8 protein-coding genes, 4 pseudogenes and 1 other annotated feature are annotated in these 16,835 nt (G+C 58.5%); of the genes and pseudogenes, 4 read left to right on the top strand and 8 right to left on the bottom strand.

From position 1 onward, the window contains the following. Window positions 1-1,591: 1,591 nt before the first annotated feature. The 4 genes and pseudogenes from IVB23_RS15015 to IVB23_RS15000 all read right to left on the bottom strand — a co-directional run bounded on the left by IVB23_RS15015 (window position 1,592) and on the right by IVB23_RS15000 (window position 5,785). A pseudogene (locus IVB23_RS15015) lies at window positions 1,592-2,037 on the bottom strand (YopT-type cysteine protease domain-containing protein). Between the two features lie 949 nt (window positions 2,038-2,986). Beyond that, a complete protein-coding gene (locus IVB23_RS15010; protein ID WP_247804020.1) occupies window positions 2,987-3,724 on the bottom strand; it encodes a carbonic anhydrase in 738 nt (245 codons plus the stop codon). Between the two features lie 502 nt (window positions 3,725-4,226). After that, window positions 4,227-4,484, bottom strand: coding sequence for a VirK family protein (locus IVB23_RS15005; protein WP_247319876.1), 258 nt, complete (start codon window positions 4,482-4,484; stop codon window positions 4,227-4,229). Between the two features lie 69 nt (window positions 4,485-4,553). After that, window positions 4,554-5,785, bottom strand: a protein-coding gene (locus IVB23_RS15000) for an IS3 family transposase (RefSeq protein WP_247800019.1) whose coding sequence is annotated in 2 segments (ribosomal slippage) — window positions 4,554-5,494 and window positions 5,494-5,785 — 1,233 coding nt in all. Because the reading frame shifts where the segments join, the coding sequence is not laid out codon by codon here. After that, window positions 5,385-5,501, bottom strand: a sequence feature (AL1L pseudoknot). Its footprint overlaps the gene before it by 117 nt. Before the next feature lie 258 nt (window positions 5,786-6,043). Here IVB23_RS15000 and IVB23_RS14995 point away from each other — a divergent pair. Next, complete coding sequence (locus tag IVB23_RS14995; RefSeq protein WP_247804019.1) at window positions 6,044-6,421, top strand: hypothetical protein; 378 nt, start codon at window positions 6,044-6,046, stop codon at window positions 6,419-6,421. A 340-nt stretch (window positions 6,422-6,761) separates the two neighbouring features. Here the strand turns inward: IVB23_RS14995 and IVB23_RS14990 are convergent. The 4 genes and pseudogenes from IVB23_RS14990 to IVB23_RS14975 all read right to left on the bottom strand — a co-directional run. After that, window positions 6,762-7,700: pseudogene (locus tag IVB23_RS14990) on the bottom strand (IS630 family transposase). Window positions 7,701-7,921: 221 nt separating this feature from the next. Continuing rightward, the gene (gene groL / locus IVB23_RS14985; RefSeq protein ID WP_247804018.1) at window positions 7,922-9,562 is read right to left on the bottom strand and encodes a chaperonin GroEL; all 1,641 of its coding nucleotides are present in this window, start codon (window positions 9,560-9,562) and stop codon (window positions 7,922-7,924) included. An 85-nt stretch (window positions 9,563-9,647) separates the two neighbouring features. Further along, a complete protein-coding gene (groES, locus tag IVB23_RS14980) occupies window positions 9,648-9,962 on the bottom strand; it encodes a co-chaperone GroES (RefSeq protein ID WP_247277985.1) in 315 nt (104 codons plus the stop codon). A gap of 844 nt (window positions 9,963-10,806) precedes the next feature. Then, window positions 10,807-10,929, bottom strand: a pseudogene (locus IVB23_RS14975) (transposase); the annotation flags it as partial. A 199-nt stretch (window positions 10,930-11,128) separates the two neighbouring features. Between IVB23_RS14975 and IVB23_RS14970 the strand changes: the two are divergent. From IVB23_RS14970 to rtxC, 3 genes and pseudogenes are all read left to right on the top strand, one after another. Further along, window positions 11,129-12,428 (top strand): annotated as a pseudogene (locus IVB23_RS14970) (IS701 family transposase). A gap of 893 nt (window positions 12,429-13,321) precedes the next feature. After that, window positions 13,322-15,733 (top strand): 2-aminoethylphosphonate--pyruvate transaminase, encoded by a 2,412-nt coding sequence (locus IVB23_RS14965; RefSeq protein WP_247319872.1) that lies wholly within the window; start codon window positions 13,322-13,324, stop codon window positions 15,731-15,733. A 32-nt stretch (window positions 15,734-15,765) separates the two neighbouring features. Continuing rightward, complete coding sequence (gene rtxC / locus IVB23_RS14960) at window positions 15,766-16,824, top strand: dhydrorhizobitoxine desaturase (protein ID WP_247319871.1); 1,059 nt, start codon at window positions 15,766-15,768, stop codon at window positions 16,822-16,824. The last annotated feature ends 11 nt before the right edge of the window (window positions 16,825-16,835 follow it).

Raw genomic sequence — 16,835 nt, 5'->3', positions numbered from 1 at the left:
TCGAGCAGTTGCGCGTCGACAAGGCACTAACGTCGTCCCGACGGCAAAAAAGGCCCGGCCTCATTTTGGAAGCCGGGCGAAGTCAGTCTAGGAGGAGCGACGCTGCTACACATCGCGCCGACCGTCGGCAAGGGAGAGTTGCCGCCGGCTCATTTACGGCGAGCGTTCGCCGCAAATTCGAAACACGACAAGATCGACATCCGAGCGAAATCTGGTGTCGCCTCCTTGTCTTTTGAAGATGAGATCACGGAACGCGGCCGGGCGATGTTTGCAACTAAGTTGGTAACGTCGTCAGTTTTTTCGCTTGTCATTGGTAAGAGTCGGTCATGCGGAAGCGGGACGTGGTAGGTCGGCAAAACCGTAAGCCTATGCCGCAAAAGAGGTGCAAATTCCACAGTCAAGTTATGCCATCGCCCCACACGCTAGGAGTAGCTTACGTTCGTTTGTTAGAGGTCGCGATCTCATTTCAAGATCGTACAATGTGACGTTACGTGCGATTCAAGGCCTTTCAACGAAATGATCGCACAAATTTGTCCAAGCTCCTGGCTTCCCGGAAGTAGCCAGGTCCGTACGTAACGTACTATCCATTCTGTCCACGGGTGGGGGCTTGCCCCGTGTGAGCGCTTCAGTCAGCTTGCACGTCATACTTTGTGCGATGTCACCATGCGTTCGGTCTTCTTCAGTAGCTCGCGTTTTAGCTTAGTGGACATGAATCTTCAGGTCACCATTTTGAAGCTCCTCGTTACCTCCTATCCGAATGGCATAGCCAAACTCGACGATCTCAAGCGAGGCCATTCTGTCCAGAAGTGGCAAGGATTGGTCCGAGCGCACCAGCCGACTTGCCGCTAAGGTCCCTGATCTGATCATTGTTACGATGTGGGTGGTCAAGCGCTACTCATTCGGCTGGCACATCGCAGAGAGGGGCCGCGCCGTGCTCGAATACATGGAGAGCCGTGCTGATGTGGCCGAGCGCCCGTCAACCTTCGATGCAGATGTTCGGGTGCTTGCAGGTGCTCTTCGCGACGTCCCACGATGACGCCGAACGCGCGTGGACGAGCTCAGGGAAAATAGCTGCGGCGCCACTCGCGTGCCCGCATCGACCAGCGCTTTCAGAACGACGGTCGTGTCGTGGCGCCGATCGTAATGACGCCTAGATTATCGGATCCAAGGTTATGACAACGCTCAGGCATTCCGAACGACGGAGCGATCGTTCGCCGATGTGGGCGACAGATGGTCCGAAGGCGCCGATGCCGCTCGCTTGCTGGCTCCGCCTTTTGCATCGGCAAAAGCTGCGCATCTGTTCCTACAGCCTTCGTTCGAGCCGCTCGACAGCTGGTAAGCAGGACGAAGACCAGATCAAGCATCCGGATAACTGTCATCGCCCAAATATCCACTCGCTCGGGCACTGTGGAGGGCGCGCGTCGCGAACGACTCGCGGCAAGCGTGTTCCAGGAAGAAGCCGTCCGCTTCGATAGCATTCTCGCCTGAAGCAATTTTGTGGGCCTAAATCCGGACGTCGCATTTCACCCGAATTGTGATGGCTCGATTTGCCCCGCTGTTAGATAAGTTCACGCGAGGACGTACTCTTGCCTTACCTAAAGGCCAAATCGCCAACGACCTGTAAACTTGGATTCCTGTAGCGATTGGCAAGGCTTTGCAACAAGCCAGCCATCTGGTCTGATGGAACAGAAATGTCTCCATAGTTCGGATCGAAAAGCGTAGTCCTTCCGTCCGACGCCGACGTTGCAACTGTGTGGGCGCCGCCTTCGACGAAATACAGCTGAGCAAATAAGTCGATCTGTCGTCGATGATTGTGCCCACCATGCGCGAGACGCTCGACTCGTCGCCGAAGTTGCACGCTTTCTCTTCTCCGGATGGTGTCAAATCTGCGCCCGTCAGTACGGTGTTTTGTGCCTTAAGGTCGGCCTGAGAAGTGCCTGCCCCTTCGCTTTGCAACCGATCTTTGAGTCGCTGATAATCCCGTTGGAGCACAGCCGCTGAGGCGTGCCTTTGCGATCCGGGTATTAGGGCATTCATTCGGCCTGACGGACTCTCGTTAAGATTGCGGAGCCAACTCCGCAGTCAGCCCCACGCAAATGCCATCTACAATCGCGTCGGCCAATTCGACGGTTCTGTATTCGAACAGGATGTGCTCGGCCTTGCTGGGGTGGATGTGCTGGGGTGAAAAGTTGGATCGTAGGCTTGTGTGCTGGCGCAGCATTCCATCTTGTCGGGCAACTCCGCGGGCGGCAGGTTCCCACGCAGAGCGAGAGTTGCAAATGTGTCGCCAAAGCTGGCGGTATCAGCGGACTGAGTCAGTTCATCAGCATGGCTAGCGCGTGCGGGAGAGCCTCCGGTTCGATTATGCATAGCGATTTGCGTCTCCTTAGACGTACGTTTCGTCAGCGTGCGCGGGCTGCTCAGGCCCACCGCAAGTGATACTCAGGACTCAGGCAAACTGACGACGAGCTGACGTGCGAGGTATCACCGCTTTGAGAAGCTATTGTACTGATATGCCGGCGAGCGTTTCGCGCTCAGGTTGGTCCAAGCCCCAACCGTGATATACCTCGCGGGCCTCTGCCAGAGCTTTTAGTTATTCGGATATAGCTACGGCTTCCGTTGCGCTGGTGGCCATGGCCCACTGTCCTGGATCACAATGGCTTGCTGTTCGTCGTCGTAGCCGATGATGAGCATGCAGTGGGTGGTGGCCTGCCGTCCGGAATTCGCTCTTGTCAAAGCAGTCGGCCTCGGCAAGTTACTGATGTCGCTCCCGAGCGCTCGTTCAGGTTGCCGTTCTTCGCTTTCGCGTTAGGAATTCGCATCAGATGATCTAAATAGCAATTGCGGTCAAGGCGCCGCGCCGGCGCGCTGCGTAAGATCTGTCCCTCCGATCACCAGGATCTGGTCGACTCGGCGGCAGAGACAACAACCTTTCGACCTTGTCGCTTCAAACGGCACTGCTCAGAAATTAGCGCTCTGATGACGCTCAGCTCACCAATTCGACTCGGCCGGTGTCGAGCCGATAAAGACCCCCGACGACTTTCAGCCTATTCTGCTCGATTGCTATATTTAAAATCGGAGCCGCCGATTTGAGCTTATTGACGTTGTCGATTACATTTTTCCGGATCGCATTTGCGAGTGCATCCCCGCTTTCCTGGGAAGGCGCGTTTACCGCGGGCGCAAGTGCGGCGGCGAGAGATGGAATGTGCCCAGGCAAAGACTTGCCCTCTCTTAAGGACTCGATCGTAGCACCGACGGCGCCGCAGCGATCGTGGCCAAGTACCAGGGCCAGCGGGGTATTTAGCACGGCCACCGCATATTCAATGCTGGCGAGCATCTCATCGTTGGCGAAATTACCAGCGACACGGCAGACGAACAGATCGCCAAGTCCGCTATTGAAAACATGTTCGGGTGCGATACGTGAATCGGCGCAGGTTAAGACCGCCGCATATGGATTTTGCCCGCCGATTAAAGCTTCGCGCTCCTGCCTGAAATCGTCGCGTCGTGATAGGCCCTGGACGTAGCGCGCATTGCTTTCCATTAGGCGCTTTAGCGAAGCGTCCGGCGTGAGAAGGTTGTCCGGTTTTGGCGGCGCTGTTGCCTCCATGGCGCCCGCAATCCTACCGCCCAGCAGCATGCCCGCCGCCGAAGCCGTGAACAGCATTAGCGAACGGCGAGACAGCGTCATCGGATGAGGCAGGATCGGGGGGCAGTCTTCACACATGTTTTCCCTCCTCGTATGTTGCTCTACGCCGTCCCGTGGCTTCGGCCTCAGCCCCGCTGCGGAACCAGCGCTAACTCAGCGCCTTACCATATGGAGTTGCACCAACTCAGTTGCAGAGATGTGTTCGCCCTTGCGCCTCTCGCTGCGCTTGATGACACCGCGATTAGCGTTGTCCAAAATGGCTCCGAGAAGGAGTTCTAAAGTGTCGTTGCGGCAACATGATCAGGATTTCGAGACAACGTCACCGTCCCCCAACAGCCGTTCTTCAGGGCGCATGCGCTCCACTAGATTAGGATGAATGGAGCGAACGCGGAGCCGCGCGAACGGGCGCCGGAATCCATCGATGTGCGCAGGCGGCGGTGAGCACGAACGAACTGGGCATCTTGGTCGCTAGCGCTCCTCAGGTGAGTGTAGCCCGATCGAAGTTGTCATCGCGCGTGCCGAATGGGATACCTATCACATTGCGACGCGGCTAAGAACGGCTCAAGCCTCATTCCAATTTCTAGACGAACTTTGCGCCGTCCCGCAGTTCGCAGACGAATTCGCCCAGGTTCATGACCTTGGCCGGCCCTGCCACCAGCTTTGAGGCCCGCACCGTGAGCTTGCCTTCGCGGCTGAGGCTGTGGCGGATGTATTCCGTCACCGGGTACCCGGAACTGTCCACGGTTTGATGAGCATTGGAGAAGCTGATGCCATTCTGGGCAGTCACCCTGAAGGCATTGATAATCAACCCGCCCTGTGGCCGGGCCGGGTTTGCCATCGACAGTGGTGCAGCGGTTTAGGTCCAGTATGAACCGCCCCGGGTTTGCCGGAGGCCATTTGGTTTAAGTTATGCCGCCATGGCCGGTTGTTCCAGCATGGCGTAGTAGCGTTGCTCGGCTTCGGCCGGCGGGATGTTGCCGATGGGCTCCAGGAGCCGCCGGTTGTTGAACCAGTCCACCCATTCCAGCGTCGCGAACTCGACGGCCTCGAAGCTGCGCCATGGTCCGCGCCGATGGATCACCTCGGCCTTGTAGAGACCGTTGATGGTTTCGGCGAGAGCGTTGTCATAGGAATCTCCGACGCTGCCGACAGAAGGCTCGACGCCAGCTTCAGCCAGGCGTTCGGTGTATTTGATAGAGACGTATTGGCTGCCCCTATCGCTATGATGCACGAGCCCGCCGCGATGGACCGGTCGGCGATCGTGCAGGGCCTGCTCCAGCGCATCGAGCACGAAGCCTGCGTGCGCCGTGCGGGAGGCCCGCCAGCCCACGATCCTGCGGGCATAGGCGTCGATCACAAAGGCGACGTAGACGAAGCCGGTCCAGGTCGCGACATAGGTGAAGTCGGAGAGCCAGAGGACGTTCGGCCTTGGTGCCTTGAACTGGCGATTGACGTGATCCATCGGGCATGGCGCGGCCTTGTCGCTGATCGTGGTCTTGACGGATTTGCCGCGGATGACCCCTTGCAAACCCATGTCCCGCATCAGTCGCGACACCGTGCAACGGGCAACATCGAAGCCTTCGCGCTTGAGCTGCCGCCAGACCTTGCGCACGCCGTAGACGGAGAAGTTTTGATCGAAGACGCGCCGAACCTCGATCTTCAGCGCGGCGTCCAGCCTGGCGCGCGCCGACCGCGTGGCCGGATCGCGCCGCTTCGCGACATGGGCGTGGTAGGTCGAGGGGGCAATCGGCAACACCTTGCAGATCGGCTCGACCCCATGCGCCCCACGATGATCGTCAATGAAGGCGATCATGGCTTGGACCGGCGGTCGAGCTCCGCCATCGCAAAATAGGCGCTTGCCTTGCGCAGGATCTCGTTGGCCTGCCGAAGCTCGCGGTTCTCCCGTTCGAGCGCCTTCAGCTTCTCGGCCGTATCGGTCGGAACGCCGGTCCGCTGCCCGCTATCGACCTCGGCCTTCTTGACCCAGTCATGCAGCGTCTGCGGCGTGCAGCCGATCTTGGCCGCGATTGACGTCACTGCCGCCCAGCGCGACGGGTGCTCGCCGGCGTGATCCAGAACCATCCGAACCGCTCGGGTCCGGACCTCGGGTGAAAACTTGTTCGTTGTCTTGCTCGTCATGGCTCCATCCTCTCAGGAGTTGGAGCCTCCGGCAAACCCGGGGCGGTTCAAAGAGGTGACGTGCGCCATGAGGTTGTGGACGCTTTCCAGCTGCAAAGCGCTCACGGTCAACGCGATCTGTTCCCGGCTGCATCAACGTAGCGAGTCAGTTTACGGCTGATCACTTGACCCATGATTGCATCGTCAGCCGCAGGGAATTTGCGTGCGGGCTTGCGCTCCGACGGACAGGTGACTCACGAAAGGCAATGGAACCCATTCATGAGCGAGATGACAACTCAGATTCATTCGCACGCGGTCGTGTGGATCGACCACCTCATTGCTAAGATATTCTCCATAGGTTCAACGGGCGTCAGCGCGATGGCCGTACGCGCGCATTTGGCGCCCCAGCGTCTTGATTGCAAAGCGAATACTGGCTCTGCCGACGTGAATGACGATCCGACGTTTGTCGTCAGGGTAGGTTGGGCCCTGAGTAGCTGCACCGATTTGCTGATCATCGGGCCGGGGACCGAGAAGACCGAGCTGATGAACTTCCTGAGAGTGAACAGGCCGGATCTCACCCTGCACGTCGCGACAAGTAATCCTCCGACCGACCGGGAAATTGTAGCGGTTGGGCGAAAGATCTTCCGTCTCGATTGAGTTGGCGATGTTCTTCTTCTGATTCTGGACGGTGCAACAGATCGGCCCAAATTAGGAGAGATGAGGATCGCCCCTTCCCGGGGACCACCACCTAGCTCGCGCATCCGTTTACAGTGATGGATAAGCGCGGGAGCCGATGCTATTTAAGTCAGTAGCGCCAATGGGTGGGCTACCTCGACCGCGCGTTCTCAGGTTTTCGCCTTGACCAGCCGCCGACGTTGAGGCAGCAGGGAAAGACTTTGCAAAAGCGATCACCCGCTCGTCCTCCCGGTGACATGCCTACCAGCAGACTCGCGAAATCCCAAGCGGAACGTCTAGAGCGTTTTCCACTTGATGTGGGTCATCGTCCATAGCCAGCGTGTCGAAAGTTGACGCACTGCGCAGGCGCAAACGTCTTGGTGAGCCTGCCGATCAACTTCCAGAGTGCTTTGACGGTGCGGGCCGCGGCCTTGCGGACGGCCGTTTTGAGTTTGGAGAATGCCAGCTCGATTGGGTTGAGATCTGGCGAGTAGGCCGGTAGATAGCGCACGCTTGCGCCGGCCGCCTCGATCGCCTGGCGCACGCCGTCGATCTTGTGGGTGCGCAAATTGTCCATAAAGACGGTGTCGCCCTTTTTCAGGGTCGGCGCGAGAACCTGCTCGACATATGCAATGAACGTTGGCCCATCCATCGCGCCATCGATGACATAGGGTGCGGTCATGCCCTTGAACCGTATGCAGCGATGAACGTCAGCGTCTTCCAGTGACCGTGTGGCACGCTGGCGACCAGCCGCTCGCCACGCGGGCTACGGCCATAGCGACGGACCATTTTCGTCGTGACCGCGGTCTCGTCAATGAACACCAGGCGCGGCGCCTTAAGCGCAGGCTGCTCAGCTTTCAGCGCAGCGCGCGCAGCCGCAACATCAGGCCGATCCTGTTCGGCGGCGTGCAGAGTTTTTTTTGAACGTGATCTTGTGACGATCGAAGAAGCGCCAGATCGAGGTCGTTCCAACCTTGAGCCTCTTCGCGCGGCTGAGCCGCACGCGGATGTCATCCAGCGTCAGGTCAGGCTCCCCGGCGATAAGATCGAGTAGCCATTGCTCATGTTTGTTCAGCGGCGAGCGGCTATGGCCGGTGCCGGGTTTGGCCTCGACGTTGCCGGTCGTTGTCCAGCGCTCGATCCAGCGGATCGCCGTCGAGGCACCGATGTTGAGTACACGCGCGACCTCCCGCGCGCTCTCGCCTTCCTCGACCATCGAGACGGCCCGCACCCGCAGGTCCTTCGAGTATCCCTTCGCCATCGTGCCCCCCGTTGTCGTCGGAGGAACCGAATCTGATTTGCCCGATCGAGGGAATCCCCTAATCTTCCGATTCACATCAAACGGAAAGCGCTCTAGCAACTGCTGATCGTCATTTCCGCAGAGCGCATAGCGCGAGTTCAGAACAATGAACTGGAAAAGTCGCGAGCAAAAATGACCCCGGCATTTTTCTGCCAGGGATCGCATTTTCAGAGAGAGTTGGCTCAGAAGTCCATGCCGCCCATGCCGCCGCCCGGAGGCATCGCGGGCGCGCCGGTGTTCTTCTTCGGCAGCTCGGCGACCATGGCCTCGGTAGTGATCAGCAGAGCCGCAACCGAGGCAGCGTTCTGAATCGCGGTGCGCACGACCTTGGTCGGGTCGATGATGCCCTTGGTGACCAGGTTGCCATACTCGCCCGTCTGCGAGTCGAAGCCGTAGGCGTATTGCTCCTTCTCCAGGATCTTGCCGACGATCACCGAACCGTCTTCACCGGCGTTGATCGCGATCTGGCGAGCGGGCGCGGAGAGCGCCTTGCGCACGATCTCGACGCCGGTCTTCTGGTCGTCGTTCTTGGTGCGCAGACCCTTGAGCTGCTCGGAAGCACGGAGCAGGGCGACGCCGCCGCCCGGGACGATGCCTTCCTCGACAGCCGCGCGGGTCGCATGCATCGCGTCATCAACGCGATCCTTGCGCTCCTTCACCTCGACCTCGGTCGCGCCGCCGACGCGGATCACCGCGACGCCGCCCGCGAGCTTGGCCAGACGCTCCTGGAGCTTCTCACGGTCGTAGTCCGAGGTGGTTTCCTCGATCTGCGCCTTGATCTGCGAAACGCGCGCCTCGATGTCGGCCTTCTTGCCGGCCCCGCTGACGATGGTGGTGTTTTCCTTGTCGATCATCACCTTCTTGGCGCGACCGAGCATGGCGAGCGTGACATTCTCCATCTTGATGCCGAGATCTTCCGAGATCGCCTGACCACCGGTCAGAACCGCGATGTCCTGCAGCATGGCCTTGCGGCGATCGCCGAAGCCCGGAGCCTTGACGGCCGCGACCTTCAGGCCGCCGCGGAGACGGTTGACGACCAGGGTGGCAAGAGCTTCGCCTTCGACGTCTTCGGCGATAATCACTAGCGGTTTGCCGCTCTGCACCACGGCTTCCAACAAGGGAAGCAATTCATTCAACTGAGATAGCTTCTTTTCGTTGATGAGAACGTAAGCATCTTCCATTTCAACGCGCATCTTGTCGGCGTTGGTGACGAAGTAGGGCGAGATGTACCCACGGTCGAACTGCATGCCCTCGACGACGTCGAGTTCGGTTTCGAGCGACTTGGCTTCCTCGACGGTGATGACGCCCTCGTTGCCGACCTTCTTCATGGCGTCGGAGAGGAACTTGCCGATTTCGGCATCGCCGTTGGCGGAGATGGTGCCGACCTGGGCGATCTCGTCGTTCGAGGTGACCTTCTTGGAGTTCTTGACGAGGTCGGCGACCACGGCTTCCACGGCCAGGTCGATACCACGCTTCAGGTCCATCGGGTTCATGCCGGCAGCAACCGACTTGGCGCCTTCACGAACGATCGCAGCCGCGAGCACGGTTGCAGTGGTGGTGCCGTCGCCGGCCGCGTCAGCCGACTTGGAGGCGACTTCGCGCACCATCTGCGCGCCCATGTTCTCGAACTTGTCGTCGAGCTCGATCTCCTTGGCGACGGTGACGCCGTCCTTGGTGATGCGGGGAGCGCCGAATGACTTCTCGAGCACCACGTTGCGGCCCTTTGGACCGAGGGTGACCTTTACCGCGTTGTTGAGAATTTCGACGCCGCGCAACATGCGGTCGCGGGCGTCTACGCCGAACTTGACTTCTTTGGCTGACATGTGGGTTTTCCTGAATGTTTTACTTGGTCTCACCCTTGGCGACGCCCAGCAGGCGCTCCTCAGGATGAGCGGTGCGAGCGATGGTTTAGGCCGCCTTCTTCTTGGCGGACGCGTCCGTGAGAACGCCCAGGATGTCGCTCTCCTTCATGATCAACAGCTCCTGGCCGTCGATCTTGACCTCGGTGCCTGACCACTTGCCGAACAGGACGCGGTCGCCGACCAGGACGTCGATCGGGATCAGCTTGCCGCTCTCGTCGCGGCCGCCGGGGCCGACGGCGATGACTTCACCTTGCGAAGGCTTTTCCTTGGCAGTGTCCGGAATGATGATGCCGCCAGCGGTCTTTTCTTCTGCGTCGATGCGCTTGACCACGACGCGGTCGTGAAGCGGACGGAATTCCATGCAGATCTCCTAAGCATTTACATCAGTTGAAGATTTCACGATTGCTAGCAATCGCTGCCCGCGAGTGCCAACGCAGGCGCAGCTGAAATAGGACCGATTTTTTGGGGAACAAGTGTTTGTAGGAGGAAAATCGGCCGGGCGCGCGGGATCTCTGTGGGAGCTTACCCAGACCTCTTCGAGTTTGCCGCCGAGCGTCGACCTTCTTCTGAGTGACCGTACGGCTCTGTCTCTCGACCTAATGTCACTACCAGTTCAATTCCTCCGCCCTAAATTCGTGATGGTAAAGGCCCGCCGATCTGGTGCCGGTTCAAATGCGAATCGTCGGCTGACTTCGTTCTAAGATTGCGATGCGTTTAGAACCTAACGCAGAGGTCGGGAATTGGAGGTATCGCTCCGCTTGATCGATGATCCGATAGCGCTCAGCAAGTCGAAGCTAGGCAACGCTGGCTGCGAGAGCTAGCGCAAGAACGTGCTCAGATCGTTCGGCACCTCGTCCAGTTTCAGATCACCTTTGCGCGCCGAAGTCGCTGCTGGACGGACGCCCGTGCTCCAGACAGCGAGCGCGCCGATGTCCCCGGTTTGCGCGAAAGGGCCTCTGCCCGCATCGCGACAGGTCTATATGCGCGAACAGCTTGCCAAACTGTCCCGCGGCCATGACCTGGCAAGGCGTTCAACTAAATCCTGAAGCGATTTGCGAGCTGCGAAGACGCCGGTGGCGGCGTGCTGATCAATACCGGAGCCAGCGTCGGTGTGATCTCGACAGGAACAAGAGCTGGCACGGAATCTCCGCCCGGTCGCCCCTGGTGCGCTTGTCGACGCCTGGTGAACAGCAGGCTGTGAGCCACCCGTACCGGCGCGCGACGCCGCAGACCGTCTCGCCAGCCTGCAAGGTCTCTCCGACATAACGAACCTTCTCGTCGCAACTCCATCGCCGCCGACGTTCGGCGCCGAACGCATTGGCCTGCATTCGCCACGTGACCTTAAAGCTAGACTTAAGATCAAATCCCCGGCCGCCTCTCAAACCACACAAGGCGGCCGCCGCCGGGCGCCGCCGGAGGGATACGGGCTCCGAAACTAGCACTACTTTGGCAGAGTTTAAGCTGCGCGGGATTCCCAAATCAGTTTTTTTGTGACTCATGGGTTGTCGGCTTGTGGAGGGGCCGACCATGGGAGGCGGGAGATCGGATTGGCGGAAGGAGCTTGGACGCTTTCTGGAGCCGTTTTTGGATCGATTGGGTCACAAGGCTCGGCGGCAGATGTGCCCAGCCTATGTGGCGGGACTGATTGGCTCCGGCGATCGCAAGAGCATCCAGCCCATGGCAGCGCGCGACGGACAGGTCGGCTACGACCAGCTGCATCACTTCATAGCAAGTGGTGTATGGGATGCGGCCCCGCTGGAGAACGTCCTGCTTGCCGAGGCCGACAAGATGGTTGGCAGTGATGCCGCCTGGCTGATCATCGACGATACGGCGCTGCCGAAGAAGGGGGAGCGCTCGGTCGGCGTGGCGCCGCAATACGCTTCAGCCCTTGGCAAGACAGCCAACTGTCAGTCTCTGGTCTCGGTGACGCTGGCCTCGCGCGAAGTGCCGGTGATGGTCGGGCTGCGGCTATTTCTACCCGAGACCTGGACGAACGATCCCGAGCGCATGAGGCGAGCCCACGTGCCGAAGGATCGGCAGATCGCTCTAACAAAGCCGGAGATCGCGATCGAAGAAATCGATCGTGTCATCGCCTCCGGCGTGCGTTTCGGCTGTGTGCTTGCCGATTCAGGATACGGATCAAGTGGGCCTTTCCGCCAGGCTTTGAGCGAGCGCGGGCTGCTGTGGGCAGTGGGACTGTCGCGACGCCAGAACGTCTACCCCGCGGACGTTGCCCTTATCTTCCCCATCGCAAAAACTGGAAAGCGCCGCAAATACCACATTCCTGACCGGCCTCCGGTTTCCGCCGAGGCAACGTTGAACGGAGAGAAATGGCGAAAGGTCAGCTGGCGACGGGGGACCAAGGGCCGGCTGAGCTGTCGCTTCGCGGCTCGCCGTGTTCGGGTTGCGGACGGTCATAAGCATCGGATGCTCGATAATCGTATGCAGTGCATGCCTGGCGACGAGGTCTGGCTTGTCGGCGAGCGACCGGAGAGCAAAAATACTATGTGTCGAACCTGCCGGCCGATGCCACCATCGTGATGCTTACAGCCGCCATCAAGGCCAGATGGGTCTGTGAACAGGCGCACCAGCAACTCAAGGAAGAGCTTGGGCTCGACCACTTCGAAGGCAGATCCTGGACGGGCTTACACAGACATACCTTGATGACGATGATCGCCTACGCCTTCCTCCAATCCCGCCGCCTCAAAGCAGCGGGACGGAAAAAAAGAATCGTAGGACCGCCACCCCAGCCCAGCATGCCCGCCATCAGGCAAGCCATTCTCGATCTCTTCGAACGCCCTCCACCCCTGCGATGCTCCCATTGTGAAAGGCTCCTCGTAGGAATCGCTAAAACAAAAGTGCCAAAGTAGTGCTAGTCAGGTGAATCTAAGTTCGCCCCAGGTCCGCTAGGCCTTGTGGCAGAACGGTCTGGTCTGCGGACTTGGTCGGCGTGAAGTGGACATGATAATGCGGCCTCTTATACCTGCGTTCGCGACAAGCGTCCTCCTTCAAAGCCGCAGCGGTCATTTGCCTGCCTTGTGCTTTGGGCGCGTCTTTAGCTTTGATGGGATTCATCTTGGACATCGTACACATACTGTGGCGCCTCGGATTACAATGCGATACAGCCGCGTTGTCCGAAAAATTTCGCACGACAGGCTATCTGAGGGGCTTGAATCGCACCTTACGTCAAGATGTAACGTATCGAAATAGGCGGTGACAGGCTTCGGCACCCGAAGCCGTCCGAACGAGTGACATAGAGTGCGAATGCCCCAAATCCTAGGCTCACGCAAGACGAGCCCGGTCATCAACGACTGTCGTGAAGCTCGCTGTGTCTGGGTCATAGCAACTCCGACAGACCACGCTTGGCTCACCGTCGGATCGTAGGACGCCGCTCACACGTAAGCAGAGCCTGTTAGCGACGCGAGATGGTGGCCCGCAAACCTGCATCTCAATGCCAGAAGGAAGCTGATGCTTCGCGGCAAGTGCGATCGGCAACACGGTGCGCACCGGGAGAGCTGCGGGCTTTACGCAGATCGTTCTGAATCTGCGACTAGGGTCAAGGGTGTCGTTCACTGGGGTTTGGGCCTTCGTCAGGGTGAAGCAGATCGTGTGACTCTGCCGAACTGCGATGGACACTAGATAAACGGGGATAGCGTGACGAGACAACGTTCTTTGCTGACGCCTGGGCCAATGTCGTTATCGTCGGCAGTGAAGGCCGAGATGCAGCTCGACCTCGCATCGCGTGATTGCGAGTTCAAGGAAGTGACCGCTCGCATGAGGCAGCTGATGCTCAATGTGTCGGGCAATGCGGAGGGCTATTCGGTCGTTCCTATACAGGGAGGTGGCTCCTTTGGAATGGAAGCTGCTCTCTCTTCATTTGTCACCCAGGCCGACCGGCCGCTTGTTTGCATAAACGGCATCTATGGCGAGCGCATTCTCAGAATTCTGCGGCTGTGGGGCGTCCAAGCGGTGAAGCTTATCAAGCGAGCCACCGAGCCGTTGGACCCTGAGGAAGTCATCGAGCGCTTGAGCCGAGATCCAGGTATCACGCACGTATGCTTGGTCCATTGCGAGACTACGACCGGGATTGTGAATCCGCTCGAGCCGATCACAGAAGGAGCAAGGCGGCGTGGTGTAAAGACTATCGTCGACGCGATGAGTTCTTTCGGCGGCGTCGACATCGACCTAAGCCGGGGCGGACCAGACGTCTTGGTTACGTCGAGCAACAAGTGCGTCGAAGGTCCGCCAGGGCTGGCTTTCGTCATTGCTTCTTGCGAGCTTCTTGAGAATGCAGTTCAAGAGCCAAGATCGTTTGTGCTCGACGTGAGAGATCAATGGCGCGCGCTTGAGCGCACTGGTGAATGGCGATCAACCCCACCAACGCATATCGTTCAGGCAGTCACAAAGGCATTGGAGGTCCTGAGCATCGAAGGCATTGATGCCAGGCGCCGCAGGTATGAGAAGATAAGAGAGAGCGTCATAAAAGAGCTGAAAGGAGTGGCGTCCCCACTGCTTCCAGCGAACCTCCAGTCGCCGGTTTGCGTGGCGTTCACCGCGCCAGCTGGAATCTCCGACCAGGTAGCGTTTGACTGCCTATATCGGCACCTGGCAGCCCATAACCTCTACGTCTACTCTAAACTGCATCTTCCTACGCGCAGTTTTCGGATCGGCTGTATTGGCGAGATTCAATCCAATTGGATCGAGCAGTTGGGCTGTGCCTTTCGCACATACTTCCGCTCCGGTGAGACTCTGACCGTGGGACGAGTGTCAGCCCAGGAAACACGGGAGAGCCGCACAGAGATATCGCGCCCAATGGCGAGCAATGCGCGGCATTCATATTCGATCGAAACTGCTGTTCTGCACGCAGGATACCGCCGTGATCCGGTGACGAAAGCTGTGGCAGTGCCGATCTATCAGAATACGGCCTATGAGCTCGACGGTGATTTGAGCCATATTGCTGACGTCTATAACGTAAAGGCTGATGGTTTCACATACACCCGCATCATCAATCCGACGACCCGGGCGCTGGAAAAAAGGTACGCCGCCGTCGACATGGGAAGCGACTCGCTGGCTGTTGCATCAGGTCAAGCGGCGACGTTTCTTGCGATCGTAAACTTATCAAGCGGTGAGGTGGGAGATAACGTCGTCGCTTCTCCGTATCTATACGGCAACACCTGGAATCTGCTGCACAACACGTTGAAGCGTCTTGGTATCAACGTAAGGACGGCAGACCCTCGAAACCCCGAGACGTTCGAACGCGCCATTGATGATCGCACGATATGTCTGTTCGGGGAGGTCATCTCGAATCCCTGTCTGATTCCGCTTCCTGTCCAGCAGCTGGCGGAGATCGGCAGAAGGCACGGCGTCCCCTTGGTTGTGGACAATACGACAACCCCCCTGGTTTGCCAGCCGTCAGCTCTCGGCGCCGCGATTACGACGTACTCTGCCACGAAATACATTTGCGGTCATGGGACGACGCTCGGCGGACTGATCGTCGACAACTGTGGGTTCGACTACCGGGGACGATCTCGCTTCCCACTGTTCAATAGTCCGGACGATGCGCACGGCGGGATCATCTGGCGCAACGCGTTGGCGGAGCTCGACGACCTCGGAAAGAGCGAATTTCTTCTCAAGGCGCGTATGACGTGGTTGCGCGATACTGGCGCGGCCATCGCCCCCTTTGCGAGCTTTCAACTGATTCAGGGACTTGAAACGCTACCTCTTCGCATGAAGCAGCACTGTGAAAATGCCAGGATTGTAGCCAACGTTCTGAAGGAACATCCGAAAGTGTGCCGTGTCTTCTACCCGAGCCTCTTTGAGGGAGCTGACCGAGAAATCATCGATCAGACACTTAATACCGGGTACGGGCACGGGGCGATGGTCATGTTTGAGGTGGAGAACGAGCAAGCCGGCCGCAAGTTCATCCAGAACGTCGAGCTGATGTATCACGTGTCGAATGTGGGGGACGCCCGCACGCTGGTAACCCATCCTGTATCTACGACTCACACCACCGTCCCACGGGAAAAGCGCGAAGCCGCCGGCATATTTGGTGGCTCCATCCGGCTTTGCGTCGGCATCGAAGATGTTAGCGACATCATCAAGGACTTGGAAAAAGCGCTTTCCGCAATCTGACAACCTGAAAGCCGATTAAGCAAGGGGTTCTCATGAAACACGCAGATACTTGGAAGTTGAGGTCGTCACGTTTTGAGGCGGTTCAATTTGGCCGCGAGATCAATCAGCAGCTCTCCGCGCTGAGGCCTGACAACGTGACGGGAGCTGCTTACATCGCGAAAGATTACGCTGTGATCGCAGCTTGCGTGCTGGCGACGGTCCATGTCTCATGGTGGTTCTATCCCCTCGCAGTTCTGTTGATTGGCGCCTACCAGCGTGGATTGACGACAATCGCTCACGATGCAGCTCACCGCACCCTCGCGAGCAACACGACCTGGAACTATATTCTGGGCATTTTGTTCGCGTCCTATCCTTTGTTCCAGCGCCACTGGGCATACCGGATTTCACACGTCTACCTGCATCACCCGAATCTCGGCGATCCGGAGAAGGATCCCGACTTGAAGTTCTTCTTGGCCAGCGGCGTTTACGAAGTTGTGCCTCCTAAGCAGTACGCCTTCAACATCATCTGGAAGCCGATACTGGGTGGCGCGACAGTCGCGTATCTGAAGTACCTTTGGACTAATCGGTTTTCGATCACGGATGTCGAGGACCAGAGCCGGTCGGGAATCCTCATCGACAAGTATGGCTTCTATCTCTTTTGGACGCTCATATTCGGTGGGTCATACCTTCTTGGACTGCTCCACGTCGTCGTCCTGTTTTGGATCGTGCCCTATCTTACCACGTTTCAAGCTCTCGGCTGGTTTATCGAGCTCGCCGAGCACTCACCTATGTGCGAGACGGAGACAAAGAATGTCTACCTGACTCGGAATAGAAAGGGGAATTTTATCGAGCGAGCCATTCTCGGTCAGAATCTGGATGAATACCACCTTGAGCACCATCTGTCGCCCGGCATTCCTTTCTGGCTCTTGCGCAAAGCTCAGAAAATTCGAATGCAGGATCCTCATTACGCAAGTGTTGCCGCAACCTGGGGAGGGCTCTTCGTCAAGGGCCCTCAAGGTCAACCCAGCGTAATTGCCCAGTTGAAGGAGCGAAATCGATGCTTGTATGAGCAGTCTCTGGCCAGTCCCGAGGCGAAGGAGCAGTTGGCTTGATATCGCGGCGA

It is taken from the genome of Bradyrhizobium sp. 191 (assembly GCF_023100985.1).
GTDB classification, from domain to species: Bacteria; Pseudomonadota; Alphaproteobacteria; order Rhizobiales; family Xanthobacteraceae; genus Bradyrhizobium; species Bradyrhizobium diversitatis.
Note: the sequence above shows the minus strand (reverse complement) of the source record. Positions and strands in the feature narration are given on the sequence as shown.